Genomic DNA, 24,708 nt, shown 5'->3' with positions numbered 1-24,708 from the left:
GCCTTCATTGTCGCACCGTGACCGGATGGAGCATCCGACGTAGGGAACGGCCCATGCTGTGGTGATTATCCCATGATGTAGGGATGCATTTTCGCAAAACCGCGGAAACAAGCCGTTTTTCATCACTACAGCATGTGAAATTCCCTACACTATGGGCTATTCCCTACAGCATGGGCCGTTATTGGCTTTTGTGGATCCGTGCTGTCTGCTGCCGGCGTTGATACTCGCCCTTGCGTGCATTAATGGCGATCCGCGAATCGGTCAGTGCCCGGAATTGATGCTGTGGCCGACCCGTTAGGGGTACGTTCAATGCGTTCGCCACATGTTGTGCGAAATCGCGCTGATTCGGCTCATTCCACAAGTCGTCGGCGAACACTTCGATGACCGTCCAGCCCATAGCCCTTAGATCGCGCCGTTTACGCTGATCCCGTACATATTGATTACGAAACCGGCGATGATGATCGCCGTCATACTCGATGGCTACATGGTTGTCGGGATATGCCATGTCAACGACGTATCGAACAATTCCGTTCGTGTCCGTAATACCGTAATGCATCTGCGGAACGGAAAGTCCGAAACGCAGCAATGTAAGTCGGGCGCGCGTTTCCTGCACCGAATCAGATACCTGAATAAGCGGCAGCGCTTGCTCGCAGCGTACACGCCCAACGACATGGGTGAAGTTCTTGAGCCGGTTACGGAAATGATCGACGGAATATCTGAAGCGCCGTATGATTGCCTCACCGAGTATCACCATTTCGTCAAGATTCAGGTACTGCGCATATTGAATCCACGTATCAAGGGGGTGCATACACACGAGTCCGTTGGGAAAGACGTACGTGAGGAATGGCTGGTTCCACGTCCGGTATGAGACTCTTTTCACCGTGGAACGTTGCGTACCATCCCGAATGGTGATGTAGAAATCGTTGACCGGCAACGTGCATTGACGGGGGCGTTCGATGGCATAAAGCTCCAGAGCGGTATGAAGCGAGAAGCAGGTGGATCCTTCCGTGCGCTTTCGGGCGAGCAATGACTGACATTCCGCAGCTTTCGCCGTGGCTTGGGCGGTAAGTTCGCGCTGTACGTAGTTCTGAATTTCGCCGTTGACTGGCATGTTTTGCTGGTTGTACATATTCATGCCGGGCATGATATCCGATTTGCGGTTGCCGTCAGCATGAAAACGAGCAATGTGGATAACTCAAAGTCTCCGGCATGTTGCACGTACAGTGCTGCCAGCCGGTCAGTATGCGGAGATATAGTGGCCGGGCATTGTTGGAGGTCTTCCCATATGCCAAGAAGACCGGCGAAAGGAATCGATTAGCGTTGCGTCTGTGAAGGATGACGGTATTGCAGCGGAGCCCGCGCGCTGAAGCGTGCCGCCGCGTGTCATCCATGTCATAGGCGTTCGTCCCACCGGACTTCGTCGCAGTCATCATTGGTTCCATACCGTCATCGCATCATCATCGTTTGTGGCCGGCACGCCGAAAACGTCTCGTTGTTTTGTCAGTGATCCGCGTGTGCTTTCTGCCTGATTCCCGGCAGGATGCGCATTCCATGCGGATGTCGACGCAACGGGGCCCGAGGAAAGGCATGACCTATGCAACCGACAATGCTCACGATGAATGGCATCACCTTCACCTATCCCGATGCTCCGGAACCGTTGTTCGAACGGGTCGACGCGGCGTTTCCCATCGGCTGGACCGCCGTGCTGGGCGATAACGGCATCGGCAAATCCACGTTGATGGCGATCGCGCACGGCAGGCTGAGGCCCGATGCAGGAACCGTCACGCCGGATTCTCGGGGGATGATCGTCGGATACTGCCCGCAGGATACGGCCGACGCGCCGGAAAACCTTGAGGAGTTCGCCGCCGACTGGTCGCCCGAGTCGATCGCCATACGCGACGACCTGGCAGTCGCGGACGATTGGCCGTACCGATATGCGAATCTTTCCGGTGGGGAACGGAAACGATTGCAAATCGCCTGTGCGCTCGCGTTGCACCCTGACGTGCTGATACTCGACGAACCGACCAATCATGTCGATGCCGAGACCCGCGAACGCATCGTCTCCGCTATGCGCGGATATCGCGACATAGGCATCGTGGTGTCGCACGATGTGGAGCTGATTGATGCGACATGTGCTCGTTGCGTCATGTTCGAGCGGCGACATGTGGGGGCGCGCAACATGACGGTGGTGACCACGCTTCGCGGCGGATATTCCGAAGCCTCCCGGCAGATGGAGCTGCGGAACGGTGCGGACGTGGCGCGTGCGGATGAAGCACGGCGGGAAGTCGCCCGGTTGGCGGCCGTGAAGGCGCAACGGTTCGCGAAGGTGCAACAGGTGGAATCGGACAAACAGCACGGCGAACGTGTCGAACGTAAGGATCATGACGCCCGCAATCGCCGGCAATTGGCCAAAATGACCGGACTTGACCGTGGCGTGACGCGCGCCTACAGCCAGCTTGACGGACGTCTTGCCGCCGCGAAACGGGCTGCGGATTCGGCTTCGGTGCCGGCCAAACGATATGAGGGCGCGCTCTGGATGGATATCGAACCGGCTCGGTGCCGCGAGCTCATCCGCCTCGGGCCGGGCGTGATTCGGTTCGGTGAAGCGTCCGTATCCGTGTCGAGCGGCGATGGCGAATCGGCGGACTCGCTATGCCGGACGGCTCGTTCGGGTGATCGCATCCGCTTATCGCCGTCTGAGGGCGGCGGTGCGGCGGCGGGACTCATGATCCCGGCGATTTCGATTGGGCCACGCGACCATATTGCCGTGACCGGGCCGAATGGTGCGGGCAAGTCGTCGCTCATGGGTGCGATGCTCGCGCACGCCGCCGACGTGCCATGCTTGGCAATCGCGCAGAACACCACGAACGAGGACCGGGTGAATACCATGGAGCGGCTGCTCGCGTTGCCGGCTGAGACCAGGACACAGGTGCTGAGTGCGTACGCACGGCTTGATGCGGATCCGGACCGATTGCTGGCCACGGGGCGGCCGTCGCCCGGGGAGCTGCGCAAGCTGCTGTTATGCCTGGCGTTGCCGGCCAAGCCGCAGCTCATGGTGTTGGACGAGCCGACCAATCATCTTGACCTGACCTCCAAGAGGACGTTGGCGCGGTTGCTGGCCGAGTATCCGGGCGCGCTGATCGTCGTATCCCATGACGAATGGTTCCTGGGACTCGCAGGTTTCGGACGGTAGCCGGGCTCGACGACCGACCCATGGTGTAGGGAAATTCGCATGGTGTAGGGATGCGTTTTCGCAAAACCGCGGAAACAAGCCGTTTTGCATCACTACAGCATGTGAAATTCCCTACATCATGCGTCTTTCCCTACATCATGTACGTAATGGACACCGGCACACAACATACGGATGCGCATACGACGATGGGCCCCGCACAGCCGTAGCCGTGCGGGGCCCATCATTCACGCATTCAGTCGGCGCGAGAATCAGTCTTCGTCGGAATCCGGGTCGTAGTCGACACCGGTCTCGGCGCGCTGCTCGTCCGTGATCGGAGCCGGGGCGCCGGTCAGCGGGTCACGGCCGCCACCGGCCTTCGGGAAGGCGATGACGTCGCGGATGGTGTCGGCACCGGCGAGGATGGACACAGTGCGGTCCCAACCGAGGGCGATGCCCGCGTGCGGCGGGGCGCCGTACTTGAAGGCCTCGAGCAGGAAGCCGAACTTCTCCTGGGCTTCCTCCGGGGAGATGCCGAGGACGTTGAGCACGCGATCCTGGATGTCGTCGCGGTGGATACGGACGGAACCGCCGCCCATCTCCTCACCGTTGCAGACGATGTCGTAGGAGTCGGACATGGCGTGCTCCGGATCCTGGTCGAACTTGTCGATCCAGTCCTTGGACGGCATGGTGAAGGGGTGGTGCATGGAGGTCCACTTGGAGTGGCCCACGGCCACATCGTCGTCGTCCGGATCGTCAGTGGGCTTGAACAGCGGGAAGTCCACAACCCAGGTGAAGGCGAACTTCTTCGGGTCGAGCAGGCCCTCGCGGCGGGCGAGCTCCACGCGCACGGCACCCAGCAGGAGCTGGGAGGACTCGCGGGAACCGGCGGCGAAGAACACGGCGTCGCCCGGCTCGGCACCCACGGCCTCGCGCAGGCCGTTGCGCTCCTCGTCGGACAGGTTCTTGGCCACGGGGCCCTTAAGCTCGCCGTCCTCGGCGAAGACCACGTAAGCGAGGCCCTTGGCGCCGCGCTGCTTGGCCCACTCCTGCCAGGCGTCGAACTGACGGCGAGGCGTGGCGGCGCCGCCCTTGAACACCACGGCACCCACGTACGGGGCCTGGAACACGCGGAACGGCGTGTTCTTGAAGTATTCGGTGAGCTCGACGAGCGGGTTGCCGAAGCGCAGATCCGGCTTGTCGGAGCCGTACTTGTCCATGGCCTCCTGCCAGGTGATGCGCGGCAGCGGCAGCTGGACCTCGTAGCCGGCGGTCTTCCAGATGGCGGCGATGACCTTCTCGGCCATGGCCATCACGTCCTCCTGGTCCACGAAGCTCATCTCCATGTCGAGCTGGGTGAACTCGGGCTGACGGTCGGCGCGGAAGTCCTCGTCACGGTAGCAGCGGGCAAGCTGGTAGTAGCGCTCGACGCCGGAGACCATGAGCAGCTGCTTGAGGAGCTGCGGGGACTGCGGCAGGGCGTACCAGGAGCCCGGCACCAGACGGGCCGGCACCAGGAAGTCACGGGCGCCTTCCGGCGTGGACTTGATGAACGTCGGGGTCTCCACCTCGGTGAAGTCCATCTCCTCCAGCGCGTGGCGGGCGGCCTTGGCCATGTCGGAGCGCAGCTTGAGGTTGTGCTGCATGGACGGACGGCGCAAGTCGAGGTAACGGTACTTGAGGCGCACGTCCTCGCCGGGCAGCTTGTTCTCGGACTCGTTCTCGAGGGCGGTGGACACCTGGAACGGCAGGGCGTCGGACTTGGCCAGGATCTCGATGGTCTCGGCCACGACCTCGATCTTGCCGGTGGCAAGGTGGGTGTTCTCGTTGCCGTCCGGGCGCAGGCGCACCTCGCCGGTGACCTGGATGACGAACTCGGAGCGCAGCGGGCGGGCCATGTCCTCGTCGTAGATGACGACCTGCACCAGACCGGTGTTGTCGCGCAGATCGATGAAGGCCACGCCACCGTGGTCGCGGCGGCGGTCGACCCAACCGGCGAGGGTGACCTTCTGGCCGACCAGGGCCTCGGTCACGTCAGTGGCATGATGTGTTCTGTAAGCCGTCTGGCTCATTGTCTTGTTTCTCCTCGATTTGACTCGAATACGTCAGATTTCGACGGTTTGCTGGGCAACCACAGTATCCGGCTCCCACGACGTGCAATCGGCGGGCACCTGCTCGCCGGTGACGATGTTCTTGACCTCGTCGCCGGTGGCCTGCTCACCTTCGGCACTGTCCGCGGCGGAGGCCGGGAACCATACATAAGGAATGCCGAGCTTGTCCGCGTACTTGATCTGCTTGCCGAGCTTGGCGGCGGTGGGGGCCACGTCGGTGGCGATGCCGCGGGCGCGCAGCTGGGCGGCGATGCGGTTGGCGGCCGGACGGTCATCCTCATTCCACACGGCCACGAGCACGGCGGCCGGCGAGACGCGGCTGGCGTGCGCGCCGGCGGTGTGCAGCATGTACGAGACCAGTCGGCTCAGACCGATGGACAGACCCACGCCCGGGTACTTGCGGTTGCCCTGGGAGGCGAGGTTGTCGTAGCGGCCGCCGGAGCAGATGGAGCCGAGCGATGCCGCACCGTCGAGGAAGGTCTCGTAGACGGAACCGGTGTAGTAGTCGAGTCCACGGGCGATCTTGAGGTCGGCGATCACGGAGCCGGGGCGGATGGCGGCGGCCTCGTCCACGATCATGGCGAGGGTGTCAAGACCCTGACGGGCCAGCGTGTAGGCCTCGGAATCCTGGGCGATGCCGTGCGCGGCGCACAGCTCGTCGAACTTGGAGGCCAGCTCGGCGCCGTCGGCGGCGGTCAGACCGGCCAGTTCGAGGCAGGCGCGGGCCTGGTCCTCGGTGGCGCCGCAGGATTCGACCAGCAGCTTGGCCACCTCGTCGGCGCCGATCTTGTCCAGCTTGTCGATCTCGCGCAGCACGCCCTCGATGTCCGTCAGGCCCAGTCCGCGGTAGAAGCCCTCGGACAGCTTGCGGTTGTTGGCGTGCACGGTGGCCTTGGGCAGACCGAACGCGCGCAGCTCCTCCAGCGCGGAGACCATGACCAGCGGCAGCTCCACCTCGTAGTGGTCGGGCAGGTCGCCGGCGCCGATCACGTCGATGTCCGCCTGGACGAACTCACGGAAGCGACCCTCCTGCGGACGCTCGCCGCGCCAGACCTTCTGGATCTGCCAACGCTTGAACGGGAACGCGAGGTCTCCCGAATGCTCCACCACATACCGGCTCAGCGGCACGGTCAGATCGAAGTGGAGACCCAGTCGGTCCTCGATCGGCGTGTCCGATTCGTGACCGACCTCCTGCAGACGGCTCAGCAGGTAGATCTCCTTGCTGGTCTCGCCCTTTTTCAGCAGGGAAGCGCCGGTTTCCACCGCTCGCGTCTCGATGCCGATGAAGCCGTTAAGCTCGAAAACCTTACGAAGCGTGTCGATGACACGCTGCTCCACAACACGTTCGGAGGGGAGCCACTCCGGAAATCCTGATATTGATGCACCTTTAGCCACGAAATCAATATAATAAGTGAGGGCTGCGTCAAAGCCTCCCGTTCATCCGGGATGCGAGGCGACCCACCCACTTGATCTACCGCTTGTTAAGGAGCTGGCCATGGCCGACGAAACTGTCACCGAAACCGAACACACCATCGCACCCGAGGAGCAGGCAGCGACGCCCGCAGCACCCGCGGCGACCCCGGCAAAGCCGACCCCGGTTTCCGTGCCGAAGCCGCATGCACCCTCCCCCGCCGCATTCGCCAAGAAGACCCCGGCCGCCAAGCGTCACAACGCCGGCCCGGCCGCCGCCACCGTCGCCTACTCCGAAGAGGATGTCAAGGCCGCCGAGTCCTTCGGCCGCGTGGACGACAACGGCACCGTCTTCGTCAAGGAAGGCGAGGCCGAGCGTGAGGTCGGCCAGTTCCCGGACGTCTCCAAGGAGGAGGCCCTGGCGCTGTACGCCCGTCGTTTCCTGGATCTCAAGGCCAAGCTCGACCTGCTGGCCGGCCGCCTGACCTCCCCGAACGTCAAGGCCCGCGAGATCGATGATTCCCTGAAGCTGCTGGGCGAGGAGACCGCCGAGCCGGCCGTCGTGGGCGACATTGCCGCACTCAAGGCCCAGTACGAGGCGCTGAAGGCCGCCGGCGAGGCCAAGAAGGCCGAGATCGCCGAGGCCCGCAAGGCCGCCGTGGCCAAGGCCGTGGCCGAGCGCACCGCGATCGTCGAGAAGGCCGAGGCACTGGCCGCTTCCCTGGGCGACAACACCAACTGGCGTTCCACCGCGGACAAGTTCCGCAACCTCTTCGAGGAGTGGCAGAACCACCAGCGCACCACCGTGCGCATCGACAAGCCGGAGGCCGAGGCCCTGTGGAAGCGCTTCTCCGCCGCCCGCACCACCTTCAACCAGGCCCGTCGCAAGTGGGCCCAGGCCCGCGACAACGAGCGCAACCACGCCAAGGAGGTCAAGGAGGCGATCATCGCCGAGGCCAACGAGCTCAAGGACTCCACCGCCTGGGGCGAGACCTCCCGCAAGTTCAACGATCTGATGGATCGCTGGAAGAAGGCCGGTCGCGCCGGCCGCAACGAGGACGACGAGCTGTGGGCCAAGTTCCGTGAGGCCGCCGATACCTTCTTCAACGCCCGTCAGGCCGATCGTGACCAGATCAACGCCGACGAAAAGGAGAACCTGGCCAAGAAGGAGGAGCTGCTGGTCAAGGCCGAGGCCCTGGTGCCGGTCAAGACCGAGGCCGAGGCCAAGAAGGCCCGTCAGGAGCTCGGCAAGATCCAGGACGAATGGGATCAGATCGGCTACGTGCCGCGTGACGACATGCGCCGCATCGAGAACCGTCTCGACGCCGTGGACAAGCAGATCAAGGCCGTCGAGGATGCCGCCTGGAAGCAGACCGACCCGGAGACCGACGCCCGTCGTTCCAGCTTCGAGGAGCAGCTCAACGCCCAGCTGACCGAGCTCAACGAGAAGATCGCCGCCGAGTCCGATCCGAAGAAGAAGGCCAAGCTCGAGGCCGAGAAGGCCACCAAGGAGCAGTGGCTGAACGCCATCAAGTAAGTTCCTGCTTTCAGGAGCTCCCACTGAGGCCTCTATGAGATAATGCCCGCCAGGATTTGATTCCTGACGGGCATTATCATTTGGCTCCCCTCCCCGAGGGGAGCTGTCGGCAAAGCCGACTGAGGGGAGTCGTTACATGGAGATGCCTTTAGCCATTCAACTGTCCCCCAGCGGGGAGGAGCCAAGAACCAATCTCACGCCTCCGTGCCGGTTTCCGGCACATGCGGCGCGAGCACGGGATGCCGCGCAAGGTATTCGGCCAACGGCTGGCTATAGGACATGTCGAGCTCGCCGTAGTTGGTGCCGGCACGGAAGGCCGTGTAATCGTCGCCTCCCTGCAGCAGATAGGAATTGGATGCGATGATCACCAAATCGTCATCGGCGACTGGCTTGCCATCGATGGTGAGATCTACGATACGCACCGGAGCACTCTCGTAGTTCTCCTCCGCTTCGGCCGCCGCCTTGCCGCGTTGCTGTCCCCGCGACGAATCGCCGTCACGGTCATCGGCATCGTCCGGATCGCCCTTGCCGGCCTTCGCCTTGGCATCCTCGGCCGCACACGGGTCGTCCACTCCCCCGCAGGTCACATACCGGTACGCCACGTTCGAGGAGATGCCTATCCAACGCCTCTTGACTCCGCCATCCGCCCCGCGGCGGAACTGCTGGGCAAGCACGGCCTTGACATCCCGGCCGCGCAGCGTCTCATGCGCCGCCTTGAACTGCAACGCCAACAGGCTGTCCACCTCGCGTACGGTCACACGGCCGTCCCCGTCCATGTCGAGCCGGGCGGTCCTGATGCTGCCATCGTTCGCAAAACCGGCGACAGGCAATCGCAGGCCGGCGTAGACATGCCGCATCACCGACTCACGGTTGGCGTCGGCCACGAGCATACCCACCGAGCCTTCATGGCCCGGCGAGGTGCGCTTGTCGAAATTGGCACCATGGGCCAGGGTGCCGATCACCTTGCCGCCCACCTTGGCCGCATACGCGCCGGCCGACGCATACACCTGCTGCGAACGGGTGATCGCCGTGGCATCCTGTCCACCGGCGCTCATCCACGCCGCCTGGCGAACCGGCTGCGCGTTCATGCCCTCCACGTTGAGCACGCCGGGCACCGCCGTATGCTGCACGCCATTGCCCAGGTCCACATCGACCACACGCACCGAGGCATGAGGTCCATGGCCCTTGATGATGAGGTCCTGCACGGCCACGTCACGCCCGAAACTGCCCGCTTCGATGATCGGCGCGCCGCCCGCGGTCACGTCACGCTTGACGGCGTGCGAATGTCCCGCGTACACCACATCCACGTCACGCCCGATATCGCGGACCGCGGAGGCGTCGGCATGTAACAGCGCCACCACGGCGTCCGCCTTGCCCGAACGCTTGAGTTCGCCGGCCACACGGTTGATGGCGTCCACGTCATGCTCGGCCAGGTCGGCATCGCGCGTGATCTGCGGCGTGGCCACCGAGCCGAGCGCGTCGGTGAGCGCGCCCACGAATCCCACCCGCTTGCCGTTGACCGTGCGGATCACGTAGTCCTTGACCCGGCTCAGTTTGCCGTCCGGACGTTTGTTGGCCGTCGAAACGTTGGCGCACAGCCAGTCGATGCCGTTGGCAGGCGCGGCGATGCGGTTATTGAAGTCCGCCACGGAGCGGTCGAATTCGTGGTTGCCGACCGCGGAGATCGTCAATCCCCAGGTCCTGGCCATCGCCAAGGTGGGTTTGTCCTGCTGGACCGCGGATTCGTATGGGGAGCCACCCACCAGGTCGCCGGCCGAGACGGCCACCATATTGCCCGGATTATGACTGTCCGCCAAGGTGAAGGCGGCGGCCACATCGGCCCCGCGCTCGATATGGCCATGGAAATCGGTGATGTCGGCGATGGTCACCGTGCGCGTGCCGCTGGCCGGATCGTCGCCGTCAAAGGGAACGGCTCCCGAGGCACCGATTGCGTTGGGTGCCACGAGAGCCGCAAGAATGGTCGATACGATGATGGTGAGGACGACCCCCGACCGCCTGCCGGACCACATGCGCCGGCGATTCATGCCCTTGCTCACACTTGGCAATGTAGGAGCGGCGATTGAACGGATCCCCGTGCCGAATAAACATCAAAGTAAACTCTTAGCAACTTCTTATTCCAACGCAATCCGCGCAGTTACTGCCACTTTGCCGTGCAACATACCCGTCGGAACATCGCACATCCCGCCTGTTACACTTCCCTACCGTGAATGCAGCGATTGAGAACACCAACCATATCCGTACCGTGGCCGATCTGTTCGTGGAATGCCTGGTCAACGAGGGCGTCGAGACCATGTACGGCATCCCCGGCGAGGAAAACATCCCGCTCATGGAGGCCATCGAGCGCGACGGCCGTATCCGTTTCATCCTGACCCGTCACGAGCAGGGCGCCGGCTTCATGGCCGCCACCCAGGGCCATCTGACCGGCAAGCCCGGCGTGTGCCTAGCCACGCTCGGCCCGGGCGCGTTGAACCTCACTCTGCCGGTGGCTCAGGCGAACGCCAGCACCACGCCGCTGGTGGCGATCTGCGCGCAGGGCAATGTGTCCCGCCTGTATAAGGAATCGCACCAGATCATCGATCTGGTCAGCGTGTTCCGTCCACTCACCCAGTGGACCTCGATGATCGTGGAGCCGGCAAGCGTGCCGGAAATGGTGCGCAAGGCCTTCTCCATCTCCCAACGCAACCGTCCGGGCGCCACCTGCCTGATCCTGCCGGAGGACGTGGCCGAAATGCCGGCCCCGGCGGACGCGCATCCGCTGCCGCTGCCCAATCCGATGAGCTTCGCGCCCACCGAGGACACCATCGCCCGCGCCGTGAGCATCATCCGCGGCGCCAAGCACCCGATCATCCTTGCCGGCAACGGCGTGGCGCGCGGCCATGCCGAGAACCGCCTGCTGGCGCTGGCCGAACAGCTCAACGTGCCGGTGGCCACCACGTTCGAAGGCAAGGGCGTGATTTCGGACCGTATCCCGCTGGCCCTTGGCGTGGTGGGCTTCATGCGTCACGACTACGAGAACTTCGCGTTCGATGAGGCGGACCTCATCATTGCGGTGGGCTTCTCCATCCAGCAGTTCGATCCGAAGAAGATCAACCCGAACGACGACAAGACGATCATCCACATCAACACGTTCATCGAGGACACGGACGCGCATTACTCCACGGCCCTGAACATCATGGGCAACATCGATGCCACGCTCAGCGCGCTCATCGCCCAGCTCAAGACCGAGCGCGTGACATTCGGCGTCTCGCACCCGAAGATCCACGAGCTGCTGCAGACCGAATACGAGTCGTACGCGAACGACGATTCGTTCCCGATGAAGCCGCAGCGCATCGTGGCGGACACGCGCCGCGCGATGGAGACGGACACGGACATCGCCCTAGTGGATACGGGCGCCTTGAAGATGTGGATGGCGCGCCTCTACCCCACCTACTATTCGAACACCTGCGTGATCGACAATTCCCTGTCCACCATGGCCTGGACGCTGCCGGGTGCGGTGGCTGCCTCGTTGGAGAACCCGGGTCGCCCGGTGCTCGCGGTCATGGGCGACGGTTCGTTCATGATGAACGTGCAGGAGATCGAGACCGCCGTGCGCGTGGGCGCCCGTATGGTGATTCTGGTGTGGGTGGATGAGGCGTACGGCCTGATCAAGTGGAAGATGGACCTGCACGACGGCAGCCACGAGTACGTGGACTTCAACAACCCGGACGTGGTGGAGCTCGGCATGAGCTTCGGCGCCAAGGGCCATCTCATCGAGTTCGCCGACCAGCTCTACCCCACCCTGCGTTCCGCGTTGCGCTCGGGCTCAGGCATCGACATCATCGCCTGCCCGGTCGATTACTCGGAGAACATGAAGCTCATCGAAAAACTCGGTGAGGTGGACTTCTCCGGCTGATCGATTCCTTTGGCTCCCCTCGCTGAGGGGAGCTGTCAGCGAAGCTGACTGAGGGGAGCATCAGGCTGATACCGGACATGACTTTCCTCAGTCGCTCTATGGCGTGATGGCTCCGCTCAGGAAGGGAGCCGAAACACAACAAAGAGGGCTTCGATTCCACACGGAATCGAAGCCCTCTCGTTATATCGACTGTCAGCGGACCTTACTCGGCCGACTGCTCGCCGGCTGCGCCGGTATCAGCCGCACCGGAGTCGCCAGCGGCCGAGGCGTCAACTAGCTCGGGCTTTCCACCTTCACCAGCGTCAGTACCATCAGCATCGGCACCGTCAGTGGGCTTGGCGTCCTCGAACGTCTCGCCCTTGAAGGTGAACTCGCCCAGGATGCCTTCGCCCTCGGCGTCCACCACCACGCGCTGGCCGTCGGCGAGGTCGCCCATCAGGATCTTCTCGGAGATGGCGTCCTCGATGTCGCGCTGGATCACGCGGCGCAGCGGACGGGCGCCGAGCAGAGGGTCGAAGCCCTTCTGCGCGAGCAGGTCCTTGGCGGCGTCGGTGAGTTCGAGCGACATGTGACGGTCGAACAGGCGGTCGTTGAGCTGCTTGACGTCCAGATCCACGATCTGGCGCACCTGCGGCTCGGTAAGCTGCTTGAAGACGATGATGTCGTCCAGACGGTTCAGGAACTCAGGGCGGAACTGCTGCTTGAGTTCGGCGCTCACCTGCTCCTTCATGCGCTGGTAGCTCGACTCGGTGTTGGAACCGAGGTTGAAGCCGGTGTTCGCCATCTTCGCGATGTCGCGCGTACCCAGGTTGGTGGTCAGGATGATGATGGTGTTCTTGAAGTCCACCTTACGGCCCTGGCCATCAGTCAGGTGGCCGTCATCCAGCACCTGCAGCAACGTGTTGAAGATGTCCGGGTGGGCCTTCTCAATCTCGTCGAACAGCACCACGGAGAACGGCTTGCGACGCACCTTCTCGGTGAGCTCGCCGCCCTCCTCGTAGCCCACGTATCCCGGGGGCGCACCGAACAGACGCGAAGCGGCGTACTTCTCGGAGAACTCGGACATATCCACGCGGATGAGCGCGTCCTCGTCGTCGAACAGGAATTCGGCGAGCGTCTTGGCCAGCTCGGTCTTGCCCACGCCGGTGGGGCCGGCGAAGATGAACGAACCTGCGGGACGCTTCGGATCCTTGAGGCCCACGCGCGTACGGCGGATGGAGCGGGACAGGGCGGAGACCGCCTCGTCCTGGCCGATGATGCGCTTGTGCAGCTCGGCCTCCATGTTGAGCAGCTTCTTGGATTCGGCCTGGGTGAGCTTGAACACCGGGATGCCGGTGGTGGAGCTGATCACCTCGGCGATCACGTCCTCGTCCACGACCATCTTGACATCGGATTCGCCCTCGCGCCAGGAGCTTTCCTTGGCCTTGCGGTCGGCCTCCAGCTTCTCCTGGCTGTCGCGCAGGGTGGCGGCCTTCTCGAAGTCCTGTGCCTTGATGGCCTCGTCCTTGTCGGCGGCCACCTTGGCGATCTTCTCGTCCAGCTCCTTGAGCTCGGGCGGGGCGGTCAGACGCTTGATGCGCAGGCGCGCGCCGGCCTCGTCGATCAGGTCGATGGCCTTGTCCGGCAGGTGCCGGTCCTGGATGTAACGCGCCGACAGCTCGGCGGCGGACTGCAGGGCGCCGTCCGTGATGGTCACGTGGTGGTGGTTCTCGTAACGGGAACGCAGACCCTTCAGGATCTCGATGGTCTCGGCGATGGTCGGCTCGTGCACCTGAATCGGCTGGAAGCGGCGTTCGAGGGCCGCGTCCTTCTCGATGTACTTGCGGTACTCGTCCGTGGTGGTGGCACCGATGGTCTGAAGCTCGCCGCGGGCCAGCATCGGCTTCAACATATCGGAGGCGCCCAGCGCGCCGTCGGCCGAGCCGGCGCCCACGATGGTGTGGATCTCGTCGATGAACAGCACGATGTCGCCGCGGGTCTTGATCTCCTTGAGGACCTTCTTCAGGCGCTCCTCGAAGTCGCCACGGTAACGCGAACCAGCCACCATGGAGCCGAGGTCGAGCGAGTAGACCTGCTTGCCCTTCAGGGTTTCCGGCACGTCGCCGGCGTTGATCTTCTGGGCCAGGCCCTCCACCACTGCGGTCTTGCCCACGCCGGGTTCGCCGATCAGCACCGGGTTGTTCTTGGTGCGGCGGGAGAGCACGACCATCACGCGCTCGATCTCGTTGGTACGGCCGATGACCGGGTCGAGCTTGCCTTCGGCGGCCTCCTGCGTGAGGTTGCGGCCGAACTGGTCGAGGATGGCGGAACCGGACTTGTTCTGCTTGTCCGCCACGCCGCCGGCATTGGCCAGGTCTCCCTTGCCGTCGGCGGAACCAGTACCGGAATTGCCGCGGATCATATCGATGGTGGCGCTGCGCAGCTCGCCCAGATCGACGTCCATCTTGATGAGCACCTGGGTGCCCACGCCCTCACCCTCGCGAATCAGGCCCAGCAGGATGTGCTCGGTGCCGATGTAGCTATGGCCGAGCTGCAACGCTTCACGCAGCGAGAACTCCAGCACCTGCTTGGCGTGCGGAGTAAAGGGGATGTGCCCGTTCGGAGCCGCGTTGCCCTTGCCGATCATTTCCTCGACCTGCTTGCGGGTGGCATCCAGCGTCACGCCCTTCGAGGCGAGCGCCTTCGCGGCCACGCCCTCACCCTCGCGGATCAGGCCGAGCAGCAGGTGTTCGGTGCCGATGTAGTTGTGCTGCAGGGATCTTGCCTCTTCCTGCGCCAACACGATCACGCGCCGTGCACGGTCGGTAAACCGTTCGAACATGCTTGTCCTTCCTCAATTGACATTCCGTTTTACTCTACCGATTCACGGTGACGTTTATTCGCCTGATTCCATGAATTGCGCCGTAAGCGGGAAAGAAAACGATATGCTGGGACGTAATGATTCATCATCCAAACTGATGCCAAAGGAGGTTGTGATGACTGAATTGAACACCGAGGCCGACATCGTGGTCGGTGTGGATGGTTCGGATGAGTCCTTCGCGGCGCTGAAGTGGGCACTGGAGGAGGCGTCGATGACCGGGCAGAGCGTCAATGCCGTGTTCGGCTGGACGCATTCGTGGGACATGGGCGCCGAGCCGGACAGCGACGAGGCGTGGGCCAAGGTCCGCCGTGAGATCGCCAACGAACTGCGCGACTGGGTGGATCACGCGGCGCAGGGCATCGATTTCGATCCCGCCAAGCTGAAGCTCACGTCCGTGAAGGCGTCCGGCACTGCCGCGCTGCTGCAGATCGGTCACGACGCGCAGCAGATCGTGGTGGGTCGTCGTTCGCTGGGCCGTGTGGCGCGTTGGTTCCTGGGGTCGCTGTCCGCTTCGCTGGCGGAGGAGGCCGAGGTGCCGGTCACCGTGGTGCGCATGGCCGGCAGCGAGGATGAGTCCGTGACCGACGCGATCGCCAATGCCCTGACGCCGGGTACCAAGCAGGTGCATTACGTGCAGTCCGGCTCGCCTGTGGAGGAATCCGGCCGACCCGTGGTGGTCGGCGTGGATGGGTCCGAGGCGTCGCGCCGTGCGTTCGATTTCGCCTTGCGCGAGGCTCAGCTTCATGACAGGCAGCTCAACGTGCTGTTCTGCTGGCAACTTAAGGATCTGGGCGCGGTGCCCGGCTATGAGAACGCCGTGGCCCCGGTGGATGTGGGCCAGCGCAGGGCCGAGGAGATGCTGGCCGAGCTGATGGCGAAGGTCACGGTGCCCGACGATGTCACGGTGACGGCCAACGCCTTCCATATCCCCGCATCCAAGGGACTCATCGCGGCCTCCCGGTACGCCAGCCACCTCATCGTCGGCTCGCGCGGTCTGTCCGGCATCGACGCCCACTTCCTGGGCTCGGTCTCCCGCCAGATCGTCAACTTCGCCGAATGCACCGTCACCGTGGTGCACTAGGCGTAGTGGCAGATAAATAGCAGTAATACATTATTGGCTCCCCTCTCCGAGGGGAGCTGTCGGCAAAGCCGACTGAGGGGAGCGCCAGGCACCAGCCCGTAACTCCCCTCAGTCTCACTTCATTCGATGGCTCCCCTCAGAGAGGGGAGCCAATTCCGCCTTTATCTATTCGGCTTCGTCTTCCGATGCCGCAGTCGCAGGCTCATCCCCGGTACCCGGTTCGGCGTCCGCATCCTGCGGTTCCGGAGTAACCTCCGCGTCATCGGATTCTGCGGATTCTGCAGCCACGTCACCCGCCGCATCCTCGACCGGCTCCTCGGTCACATCCGACTCGGGTTCCTCATCCGCAACCGGTTCATCATCCTGATCCTCAGCTTCGGAGTCGTCCGCATCCTCCGGACCGGCCAGCGGCTCCTCGGCCGTCTCTTGTTCCGTGTCTTCGGAATTGTCGGCACCGCCGTCAACGGTGTCCTCGGTCGATTCCTCGGCCACATCAGTCACATCCGGTTCATCGGAATCGTCCTCGGACTCCCCGGCTCCGGTCTCTTCCCCAGTGTCCGAGACGTCAAGGCCCTCGGCTTCCGGATCTTCGTCCTCAGTCGATTCCGTCTCCTCGGAATCCTCCGGCTCGGCCTTCTCGGATTCAGCCTCGGACTCGCCGGACTCATCATCATCCGAGTCATCCGCGTCATCATCGGCATCAGCGCGCTCGGCCTTGGCCTGACGCAGCTGTTCGATGAGGTCGACCACAGCCTCCAGTCCCGGCGCCACGTCGTCGTCCACGGCGATCATGCCATCGGCGTCCTCATCCGACTCATCGTCCAGATCGTCGCCATCGTCGGGCTCGGTGTTGCGCAGGATGTCCTCTTCGGTCGCCTCATCCGAATCGGCATCGTCGTCATCGTCCCCGGCAATCACCGGAACGTCGGCGTCGTCCATATCCTCATCGGCGACGGCGATATCCTCGCCCGCGGCGTTAGCAGCCACAGCATCCGCCACCACGCCGGAAAGCATATCCTCGGTGGATTCCTCGTCTTCGGATTCCTCGCTCTCATCGGCGGACTTGCCGCGTTTGCGGCTCACGGAGGCGATCACATCCACATGCATGTCATCGAAGGCCGGCTTGGACTGCACCCACAGATGGCTCGGCTCCGGAGGCTCGATCTCGGAGTGCTCGCCGCAACCGTGGTCCAACGAGACCACGCGGCCGTCATCCGGGCTCCACTTGTTGGCGCACACGCCGAACATGCGGTCTAACTCGCCGGTCAGCGGCACGAAGAAACCACAGGTGGAGCACAGGTTGCCCTCGGCGGTCTTGGTGCTCAGCGCCTTGGGACCGCGCGGGCCCTCATACCAGCGCTTGGCGGCCTGCGCGCGGCCCAGCGGGCTCAGCACATGGCGTCGGGTGAGCCGAAAGGTCTGGACGGCGTCGTTCACGTCCTCCAACGAGGACTCCTCCACTTCGCCGGGCTCGATGCGCTCATCGTCCGGATCGGTGCCGATGGAGTCGGTGGGGGAAAGATCGGTGGGTTCCAGACGATCCTTCCACGGCACCCACTTAGGCGGCATCAGCGCGCTGTCCGTAGGCACCAGCGAGGATTCGTTGACGGTCCAGGAATCCAGCTCGATGTCATGGAACAGCGTCACCGACCACTGCCAGCCTTCGTATCCGCGCACGGCGGCCTGGAAGCGGAAGTCGGTGACGTGGTCCTCGAGTTCGATCGCCTCGACGAAGTTCCCCACCTGCTCGGGCTCGTCGGCCACTTCGAGCAGCACGGCCTGCGCGATGGCGCGCGGATCGGGCGCAGCTGCGGTTTCGGTGTTATCAGTCATAGACAAATCTTCAGTCCTGTACGTCGAACTGGTCCGCCACGGCGCGCAGCAGGGTGGCCAGCTTCTTGCTTTCGGCTGCGGAGGGGTAACGATGGCGGCGCAGCGTGTTGCCGGCCGTGTCAAGCATCTTGATGAGATCCTCGCAGATGGCGGCCATGTCGTCCGCCTTCGGGCGGGTGGCCTTGACCAGGCTCGGGGCGGAGGCGATGGTGCGCACGCCCATGGCCTGCGGGCCGCGGCGACCGTCCACCACGGAATACTCCACCTTGGCACCCTTGCGCAGCGTGGTCACGCCTGCGGGCAGGGCCTGAGCCGGCAGGAACACGTCCTTGCCTTCCTCACTGGTGATGAAGCCATATCCCTTGGCTGCGTCAAACCAACGAACTCGACCGGTGGGCATTGCAAACCTTCCTTAATCCTTGAGATCAGTAGTAAACCAAAGTACCAGTTTACCGCACAGGGCTTGACCTCATGCTTTGGGCTGAGTCGGAAGGCCCGTCACCCGTCAAGCTCACCGTCCGCCCCGGCCCGATTGGCCCGACTGATTCGGATTCGTCACCTGGTTCGCAGCGTTCGCCTGCGCGACCTGCCCGGACTGTACCGTCTGAGTCGATTGGGCGGCAAGCTGCGCAGGCTGAGCAGCTTGAGTGGCCTGAGCAGCCGCCTGCACAGGTTGCGCCGGCTGCTGGACGGTCTGGGACCGGCCCTCGCCGGAGAACCACGATGACTTCTGCTTGCCCTTGGCGTTCTTCGCGCCCTTGCTGGACTTGCCGTCCTTCGTCTTGCCGCCGGGCATCCCCGCCGTAGTCGGCTGGGCCGCGACCGCCGGGGCCATCGGTTCGATGGGCAGCACCACGGTCAGCGTCAGGCCTCCCCCGTCGGTGGCCGTAGCGCAGATGAAACCGTGATGCGCCTTGACCACGGACTGCGCGATGGCCATGCCAAGACCGGTGCCGCCTTTTTCGCGGGCGCGGGAGGGGTCGGCCGTGTAGAAGCGTTCGAAGATCTGCGAACGGGATGCGTCCGGCACGCCGGGACCGTGGTCGATGAATCGCAGCACCGCGTATTTGTAACCGGTCTGCATCGAGGACCCCACTTCGGCGGCGTCGATGAACCGGCGCAACGAAGCGTCCGTAGCGGGCATCCTGGCAAGCTGCTTCGGGTCGATGGCGGCGGGCATCACGCCGAGCGCGGCCTCCGCCGAGGAGTCGACGGGCGTATAGCGGTGGATATTGCCCACGATGTTCGTCACCACCTGGCGCAGGCGCGAGGCGTCGCCGGGCAGCGTCACGTCCTGCCAGTCGCCTTCCTCCACATGGAGCGTGGCGGGATGGTTGAGGTCGCGTGCGGGCTCCAGCGTGATGATCTGGCGGGTGATGGCGCGTTCGGGATCCAGCGCATGCAGGTCGTCCACGGCGTCGGTCACCAGCGAGGAGAGGCGCACCGTGCCCGTCACGTCGATGCCGCGGCCTTCGTCCAGTCGGGCCAGCGAAAGCAGGTCTTCCACCAGCACGGTCATGCGCTGGCTGGACTTCTCGATGTGTTCGATGGATTCGTCCGCACGTTCCAGCGCACCGGGCATGTCGCGCTGCATCTTGTACAGCTCCGCATAGCCGTGGATGGCGGCGAGCGGCGTGCGCAGCTCATGGCTTGCGTCGGAGACGAACCGCTTCATCTTGTTGGTCGTCTCCTCCTGTTCATGGAAGCTCGATTCTATTCGGGTCAGCATGGTGTTGAGGGACGCCGCCAGGGAACCCACCTCGGTGTTCTCGGGTGCGGAGGGGATGCGCTGGCTCAGGTCGCCGGCCGCGATCTTGGCGGCGGCCTTCTCCATGCGCTTCAATGGGGTGAGCGTGTGCTGGATGATGAGCGTGGACAGTGATCCGCCCAGCAGCAGCACGGCGATGCCGACGACGATGCAATAACGGGTCAGCGTGCTCATGATGTCGATCTGGTCCGAAAGCGACAGACCGATGTACACCACACCACGCACCTTTTCACCGCCCTTGCCGTCCGGACCGGTGAACTGTAGCGGCAGGATGCGCCACGGCGAGTTGGCCGCAGCGAGAACCGAATGGCTCACATTGCCGGAGGGGTTGCCGAGAATCTTGATGGTGCCGCCCGATGATTCCGTCTGCCCGTTGCCCGAAGCGCTGTCCGAGCCGCCCGTGCCGCCACCGTTCTGCGTGTCCGAGCCATTCTGGCCATCCGTGGATCCGCCCGAGCCACTGGACCCGCTGGAACCATTGGAATCGTTGGAATTACCCGAATTACCGGAATTACCGGAATTGTTGGAGTTGTCCGGCGAGGTGGATTGGCTGCTTTCGCTCTGCACCTCCTTGACCTGCCTGGCCACGGCCGGTGCGGTGAAGATCTGGCCGAGTTTGATGCCGGTGGTGTCGCCGTTGGTGGGCAGCACCGGCATGGATACGATGCCGCTCTGCAGCTGCGGCAGCAACGGCGTCACCGTCAGCGGGTCGCCGTTGTCGTCCGTGGTGCCGTCCGTGTACTGGATCTGCAGGAAGTATGAGTTGATGCCGCTTGAGTCGTTCTTGGACAACAGATCGACGTTGTTGAACACCAGTTCGCGTTGCTGGTTGAGCTGCTTGTCGATTTTCTCCAGCATGTAGTTGCCCACCAGCGTGCGGATGGAGAAGGAGATCACCGTCACGCCGATGAGCAGCACGGCGATGGTGCACACCACCAGTTTGCTGCTCAGGGAGACGCGGTCGAGATGGCGCAGGAACAGGTTCTTCTTGCGTTCGTGCTGTTCCTTGAGTCGCGCGGCCGCCGGGGTCATGGTGGGGCCGGCCGCCGCCGGGGGCGCGGGCATGGGCGCGGCGGGGCCGGATGGGATGCGGGGAAAACTCATGATATCGAAGATGTAGCGGTCAGTTCTTGGGTTCGCGGATCATGTATCCGATGCCACGCTTGGTCTCGATGAGCGGGGTGACCTTGCGGGTCTCGCCATTCTCATCGGTGTAGGTCACGCCATCCACCTTCTTGCGCAGGTAGGAGATGTACGATTCGACGATGGCGGCGTCCCCGCCCCAGTCGTACTGCCAGACGTGATCGAGGATCTGGGCCTTGGAAAGCACACGGCCCTCGTTGTCCATCAGGTAGCGCAGGAGCTTGTATTCGGTGGGGCTCAGGTCGATGGGCTGGCCCGCGCGGGTCACGTCATGGGAATCCTCGTTGATCTCCAGATCGGCCACGCGAATGATCGGGTCGTCCTCCACCTGTTCGCGGGTGCGGCGCAGGATGGCGCGGATGCGGGCCACCACTTCCTCCAGGCTGAACGGCTTGGTCACGTAATCGTCGCCGCCCACGGTCAGGCCCATGATCTTGTCCTGCGTATCGTCGCGCGCGGTCAGGAACAGCACGGGCGCATCGATGCCCTCCTGGCGGATGCGGCGGGTCACAGTAAAGCCATCGATGTCAGGGAGCATGACATCCAGGACGATGAGGTCCGGCTGCACCTTCTCGATGACTTCGATGGCTTCGGAACCGGATGCGGCGGTGTTCACCTCGAATCCGGCGAAATGAAGGGATGCGACGAGCAGTTCGCGGATGGACGGCTCGTCATCTACAACTACGATCGATGCTTCAATAGGCTTACTCATGCTTTCTAGAGTGTCGCGTTCGTCTGGGCGTTTCCTGAATGTCGCCTTGGAGTTCCTTCCTGGCTTTTCTCCGGGCCTTCTTCTCCTGCCAGCTCAGCGGCTGGGCGCTGGCGCGACGCGGCTTCTTGTTGCCGGATCGCACGCGGATCACCACCATCAGCACCACCACGATGATGAGCACCACAAGCACGGCGGCCATCACGATGATGCCGATCTTCACCGAGGACGATGAGGTGGAGGTCTTCTGTGATTTGACGATCTGATCCATCATGGCTGTGGCGGCGCCGGACCAGTCGGGCGTGCTTTTCATCAGCGGCTGCTGGGCGGCTTCGGAGAGCTTGTCCACGGTGTCCTGGTCCTTGAGCCATTCGTCCGAGTTCGACGAGACGGCCACCACCAGGTTGCCGTCGTTCGAGGCCACGGCCAGCAGCACGGTGTTGGGCTTCGGGTCCATGGATTCCAACACGTTCTTGGCCCACTTCTGCGGCGTGAGTTTGCTGTTGAAGGTGGACAGATAGAGCAGGTGCACGTGGACATCGGCTTCCTTTTCGGTGTTGGCGATGGCATCGGAGACCTCGGAGACGTGCGAGCCAAGCAGGTTCTCGGTGTCCGTGATGTTCTCGGTGATGGTCACGCCGCTGTCAGAGCTCGAGGAATCGCCGCTGCCGGTGGTGCCGTCCGAGTTGTCCCCATAGGCGAATCCGCTTATCCACATGGAACCCAGTAATGCCGCGACAACCATGAAAACGCAGCAGACAAGCCACATTCGGGACTTCCTGCCGGCGATATGCGCCACCTGTTCCGAAGATGGAACCACAGTGGCCGTTTTTCCTTCTGCCCAATTCGTTTGTGCCATAGGCTCCACCATAGCGGCCGGTACTGGCATTGTCGGTCGTCATCGACCATGATTCACCAATGCCGCGAAAGGAGCGCATCATGCCCCAATATCAAGTGGATTCGGAACGGATCCAATCGTCCTCGGCAGCCGTGGCCAATTCGGTCGCCCAGATCCGGCAGGCCGTGGCCGGCATGTACACCAATCTCAACAGTCTGCAGGAGGCGTGGCGTGGTTCGGCGGCGACCCAGTTCACCTCGGTCGCCGCACAATGGCGTTCGGCCCAGCAGCAGATGGAGGCCTCGCTTGAGTCCATCCAGCGTTCGCTGACCCAGGCCTCCACCGTCTACGCTGACGCCGAATCCCAGGCCTCGCGACTCTTCGCCTCATAACCCCTGTCCTTGCCGCCCCTCTGAGGGGAGCTGTCATCGAAGACGACTGAGGGGAGTCTCGTGGATGGGCACAGCCTCGTCCGGCGAAGGAATCCGGGGAAAACACAGAAAAGGGGCTTCCCGAAGGAAGTCCCTTTTCTTCAGCTAATCGGAACGACTAATCCCTAGCGGATCAGTAGCCCATGTCGGCACCGGCGGCCGGGGCGGCGGCCTTCGGCTCCGGCTTGTTGGCCACCACAGCTTCGGTGGTCAGGAACAGGCCGGCGATGGAGGCGGCGTTCTGCAGGGCGGAACGGGTCACCTTGACCGGGTCGGTCACACCGGCGGCCAGCAGGTCCTCGTAGGTGTCGGTGGCGGCGTTGAAGCCCTCGCCGTCCGGCAGGGAACGAACCTTGTTGATCACCACGTCACCGGAGACACCGGCGTTCTCGGCGATCTGCTTGATCGGGGCCTCGATGGCGCGGAACACAATGGCGGCACCGGTGGCCTCTTCGCCGGTCAGGGAGGTGACGGCCTCATCCTTCTCGGCCTTGGCAGCAGCCTGAACGAGGGCCACGCCACCACCGGGCAGCAGGCCTTCCTCGATGGCGGCCTTGGCGTTACGCACGGCGTCTTCGATGCGGTGCTTGCGCTCCTTGGCCTCGACCTCGGTGGCGGCGCCGACCTTGATGACGGCCACGCCACCGGCCAGCTTGGCCAGGCGCTCCTGCAGCTTCTCGCGATCGTAGTCGGAGTCGGTGTTCTCGATCTCGGCGCGGATCTGGGCCACGCGAGCGTCGATGTCCTCCTTGGAGCCGGCGCCCTGGACGATGGTGGTCTCGTCCTTGGAGACGATGACCTTCTTGGCGTGGCCGAGCACGTCAACGTCGATGGAGTCGAGCTTGAGGCCCAGCTCGTCGGAGACGACCTGAGCGCCGGTCAGGATGGCCATATCCTGCAGCATGGCCTTGCGACGGTCGCCGAAGCCCGGGGCCTTGACGGCGCAGGACTTGAAAGTGCCACGGATGTTGTTCAGGATCAGGGTCGGCAGAGCCTCGCCGTCAACGTCCTCGGCGATGATCAGCAGCGGCTTGCCGGTCTTCATGACCAGCTCGGCCACGTGGACGATGTCCTGCTGGGAGGAGACCTTGCCGGAAGTCAGCAGGATGTACGGATCCTCCAGCACGGCGGTCTGGTCGTCGGCGTTGGTCACGAAGTACGGGGCGATGTAGCCCTTGTCGAAGCGCATGCCCTCGGTGAAGTCGAGGTCCAGGCCGAAGCGGTTGTTGTCCTCGACGGTCACGACGCCATCCTGGCCGACCTTGTCCAGGGCCTCGGCGATCTTCTCGCCGACCTCGGGGTCAGCGGCGGAGATGGTGGCGGTGGCGGCGATCTGGTCCTTGGTCTCGACGTCCTTGGCGGCGGCGACGAGCTCCTTGACGATGACCTCGGTGGCCTTCTCGATGCCGCGACGCAGGGCGATCGGGTTGGAACCGGCGACCACGTTCTTCAGGCCCTCGTGAACCAGGGACTGGGCCAGCACGGTTGCGGTGGTGGTGCCATCGCCGGCGACGTCGTCGGTCTTCTTGGCGACTTCCTTGACCAGCTCGGCGCCGATACGCTCGTACGGATCCTCAAGATCGATTTCCTTGGCGATGGACACACCATCGTTGGTGATGGTCGGGGCGCCGTAGGTCTTGTCCAGCACCACGTTGCGGCCCTTCGGGCCCAGGGTGACCTTGACGGTGTTGGCGAGCTTGTCGAGGCCCTCCAGCATACCCTGACGGGCTTCCTCATCATAAGCAATGATCTTTGCCATGGTTGTGCGTTCCTCCAAATGGCTGCGTACTTACAGTGTCCACTCGTGGATGCCGAGCACCGACCCCCGGCCGTCAGCTGCCGGTTATCACTCTCGACCTCCGAGTGCTAACCCAGACATTAGCACTCACGGGTGCCGAGTGCCAA

14 protein-coding genes and 2 pseudogenes are annotated in these 24,708 nt (G+C 63.6%); 5 read left to right on the top strand and 11 right to left on the bottom strand.

Going from position 1 to position 24,708, the window contains the following annotated elements; genetic code table 11:
• Window positions 1–178: 178 nt before the first annotated feature.
• The gene (locus tag KIH81_RS02195; protein WP_236029153.1) at window positions 179–1,144 is read right to left on the bottom strand and encodes an endonuclease domain-containing protein; all 966 of its coding nucleotides are present in this window, start codon (window positions 1,142–1,144) and stop codon (window positions 179–181) included.
• A 462-nt stretch (window positions 1,145–1,606) separates the two neighbouring features.
• Between KIH81_RS02195 and KIH81_RS02190 the strand changes: the two genes are divergently transcribed.
• Window positions 1,607–3,193 (top strand): ATP-binding cassette domain-containing protein, encoded by a 1,587-nt coding sequence (locus KIH81_RS02190; RefSeq protein ID WP_214303864.1) that lies wholly within the window; start codon window positions 1,607–1,609, stop codon window positions 3,191–3,193.
• Between the two features lie 248 nt (window positions 3,194–3,441).
• On the opposite strand, the gene aspS is transcribed toward KIH81_RS02190, so the two are convergent.
• Window positions 3,442–5,241 carry an aspartate--tRNA ligase gene (gene aspS / locus KIH81_RS02185; protein ID WP_214303863.1) on the bottom strand — a complete coding sequence of 600 codons (1,800 nt, stop codon included), beginning with the start codon at window positions 5,239–5,241 and terminating at the stop codon, window positions 3,442–3,444.
• A 33-nt stretch (window positions 5,242–5,274) separates the two neighbouring features.
• Window positions 5,275–6,675, bottom strand: a complete 1,401-nt coding sequence (gene hisS, locus KIH81_RS02180; protein WP_214303862.1) for a histidine--tRNA ligase — start codon at window positions 6,673–6,675, stop codon at window positions 5,275–5,277.
• Between the two features lie 100 nt (window positions 6,676–6,775).
• Between hisS and KIH81_RS02175 the strand changes: the two genes are divergently transcribed.
• Complete coding sequence (locus tag KIH81_RS02175; protein ID WP_109056830.1) at window positions 6,776–8,227, top strand: DUF349 domain-containing protein; 1,452 nt, start codon at window positions 6,776–6,778, stop codon at window positions 8,225–8,227.
• 194 nt (window positions 8,228–8,421) lie between these two features.
• On the opposite strand, the gene KIH81_RS02170 is transcribed toward KIH81_RS02175, so the two are convergent.
• Window positions 8,422–10,272, bottom strand: a complete 1,851-nt coding sequence (locus KIH81_RS02170; protein WP_214303861.1) for a bifunctional metallophosphatase/5'-nucleotidase — start codon at window positions 10,270–10,272, stop codon at window positions 8,422–8,424.
• A 179-nt stretch (window positions 10,273–10,451) separates the two neighbouring features.
• Here KIH81_RS02170 and KIH81_RS02165 point away from each other — a divergent pair, with 179 nt between their 5' ends.
• Window positions 10,452–12,140: an acetolactate synthase large subunit gene (locus KIH81_RS02165; RefSeq protein ID WP_214303860.1), complete on the top strand. Its 1,689-nt coding sequence runs from the start codon at window positions 10,452–10,454 to the stop codon at window positions 12,138–12,140.
• A 202-nt stretch (window positions 12,141–12,342) separates the two neighbouring features.
• Here KIH81_RS02165 and KIH81_RS02160 read toward each other — a convergent pair whose 3' ends face one another.
• Entirely contained in the window at window positions 12,343–14,961 is a 2,619-nt protein-coding gene (locus KIH81_RS02160; protein ID WP_236029151.1) for an ATP-dependent Clp protease ATP-binding subunit, read from the bottom strand.
• A 154-nt stretch (window positions 14,962–15,115) separates the two neighbouring features.
• Between KIH81_RS02160 and KIH81_RS02155 the strand changes: the two genes are divergently transcribed.
• Window positions 15,116–16,081, top strand: a complete 966-nt coding sequence (locus KIH81_RS02155) for a universal stress protein (RefSeq protein WP_214303859.1) — start codon at window positions 15,116–15,118, stop codon at window positions 16,079–16,081.
• A gap of 1,071 nt (window positions 16,082–17,152) precedes the next feature.
• On the opposite strand, the pseudogene KIH81_RS02150 reads toward KIH81_RS02155, so the two are convergent.
• From KIH81_RS02150 to KIH81_RS02130, 5 genes and pseudogenes are all read right to left on the bottom strand, one after another.
• Window positions 17,153–17,914: pseudogene (locus KIH81_RS02150) on the bottom strand (DUF3027 domain-containing protein); the annotation flags it as partial.
• Window positions 17,915–17,924: 10 nt separating this feature from the next.
• Window positions 17,925–18,314, bottom strand: a complete 390-nt coding sequence (locus tag KIH81_RS02145) for a cold-shock protein (RefSeq protein WP_109056622.1) — start codon at window positions 18,312–18,314, stop codon at window positions 17,925–17,927.
• 276 nt (window positions 18,315–18,590) lie between these two features.
• Window positions 18,591–20,747 (bottom strand): annotated as a pseudogene (locus KIH81_RS02140) (sensor histidine kinase); the annotation flags it as partial.
• 58 nt (window positions 20,748–20,805) lie between these two features.
• Entirely contained in the window at window positions 20,806–21,537 is a 732-nt protein-coding gene (locus tag KIH81_RS02135) for a response regulator transcription factor (RefSeq protein WP_109056621.1), read from the bottom strand.
• Complete coding sequence (locus KIH81_RS02130) at window positions 21,530–22,252, bottom strand: TPM domain-containing protein (RefSeq protein WP_214303909.1); 723 nt, start codon at window positions 22,250–22,252, stop codon at window positions 21,530–21,532. Before KIH81_RS02130 ends, KIH81_RS02135 begins: the two co-directional genes overlap by 8 nt.
• A gap of 221 nt (window positions 22,253–22,473) precedes the next feature.
• On the opposite strand from KIH81_RS02130, the gene KIH81_RS02125 reads away from it, so the two are divergent.
• Window positions 22,474–22,764, top strand: coding sequence for a WXG100 family type VII secretion target (locus tag KIH81_RS02125; protein WP_109056619.1), 291 nt, complete (start codon window positions 22,474–22,476; stop codon window positions 22,762–22,764).
• A gap of 172 nt (window positions 22,765–22,936) precedes the next feature.
• Here KIH81_RS02125 and groL read toward each other — a convergent pair whose 3' ends face one another.
• Window positions 22,937–24,562 (bottom strand): chaperonin GroEL, encoded by a 1,626-nt coding sequence (gene groL / locus KIH81_RS02120; protein ID WP_214303857.1) that lies wholly within the window; start codon window positions 24,560–24,562, stop codon window positions 22,937–22,939.
• Between the last annotated feature and the right edge of the window lie 146 nt (window positions 24,563–24,708).

It is taken from the genome of Bifidobacterium miconisargentati (genome assembly GCF_019331675.1).
GTDB classification, from domain to species: Bacteria; Actinomycetota; Actinomycetes; order Actinomycetales; family Bifidobacteriaceae; genus Bifidobacterium; species Bifidobacterium miconisargentati.
This window is presented reverse-complemented; position numbering and strand designations above follow the sequence as displayed.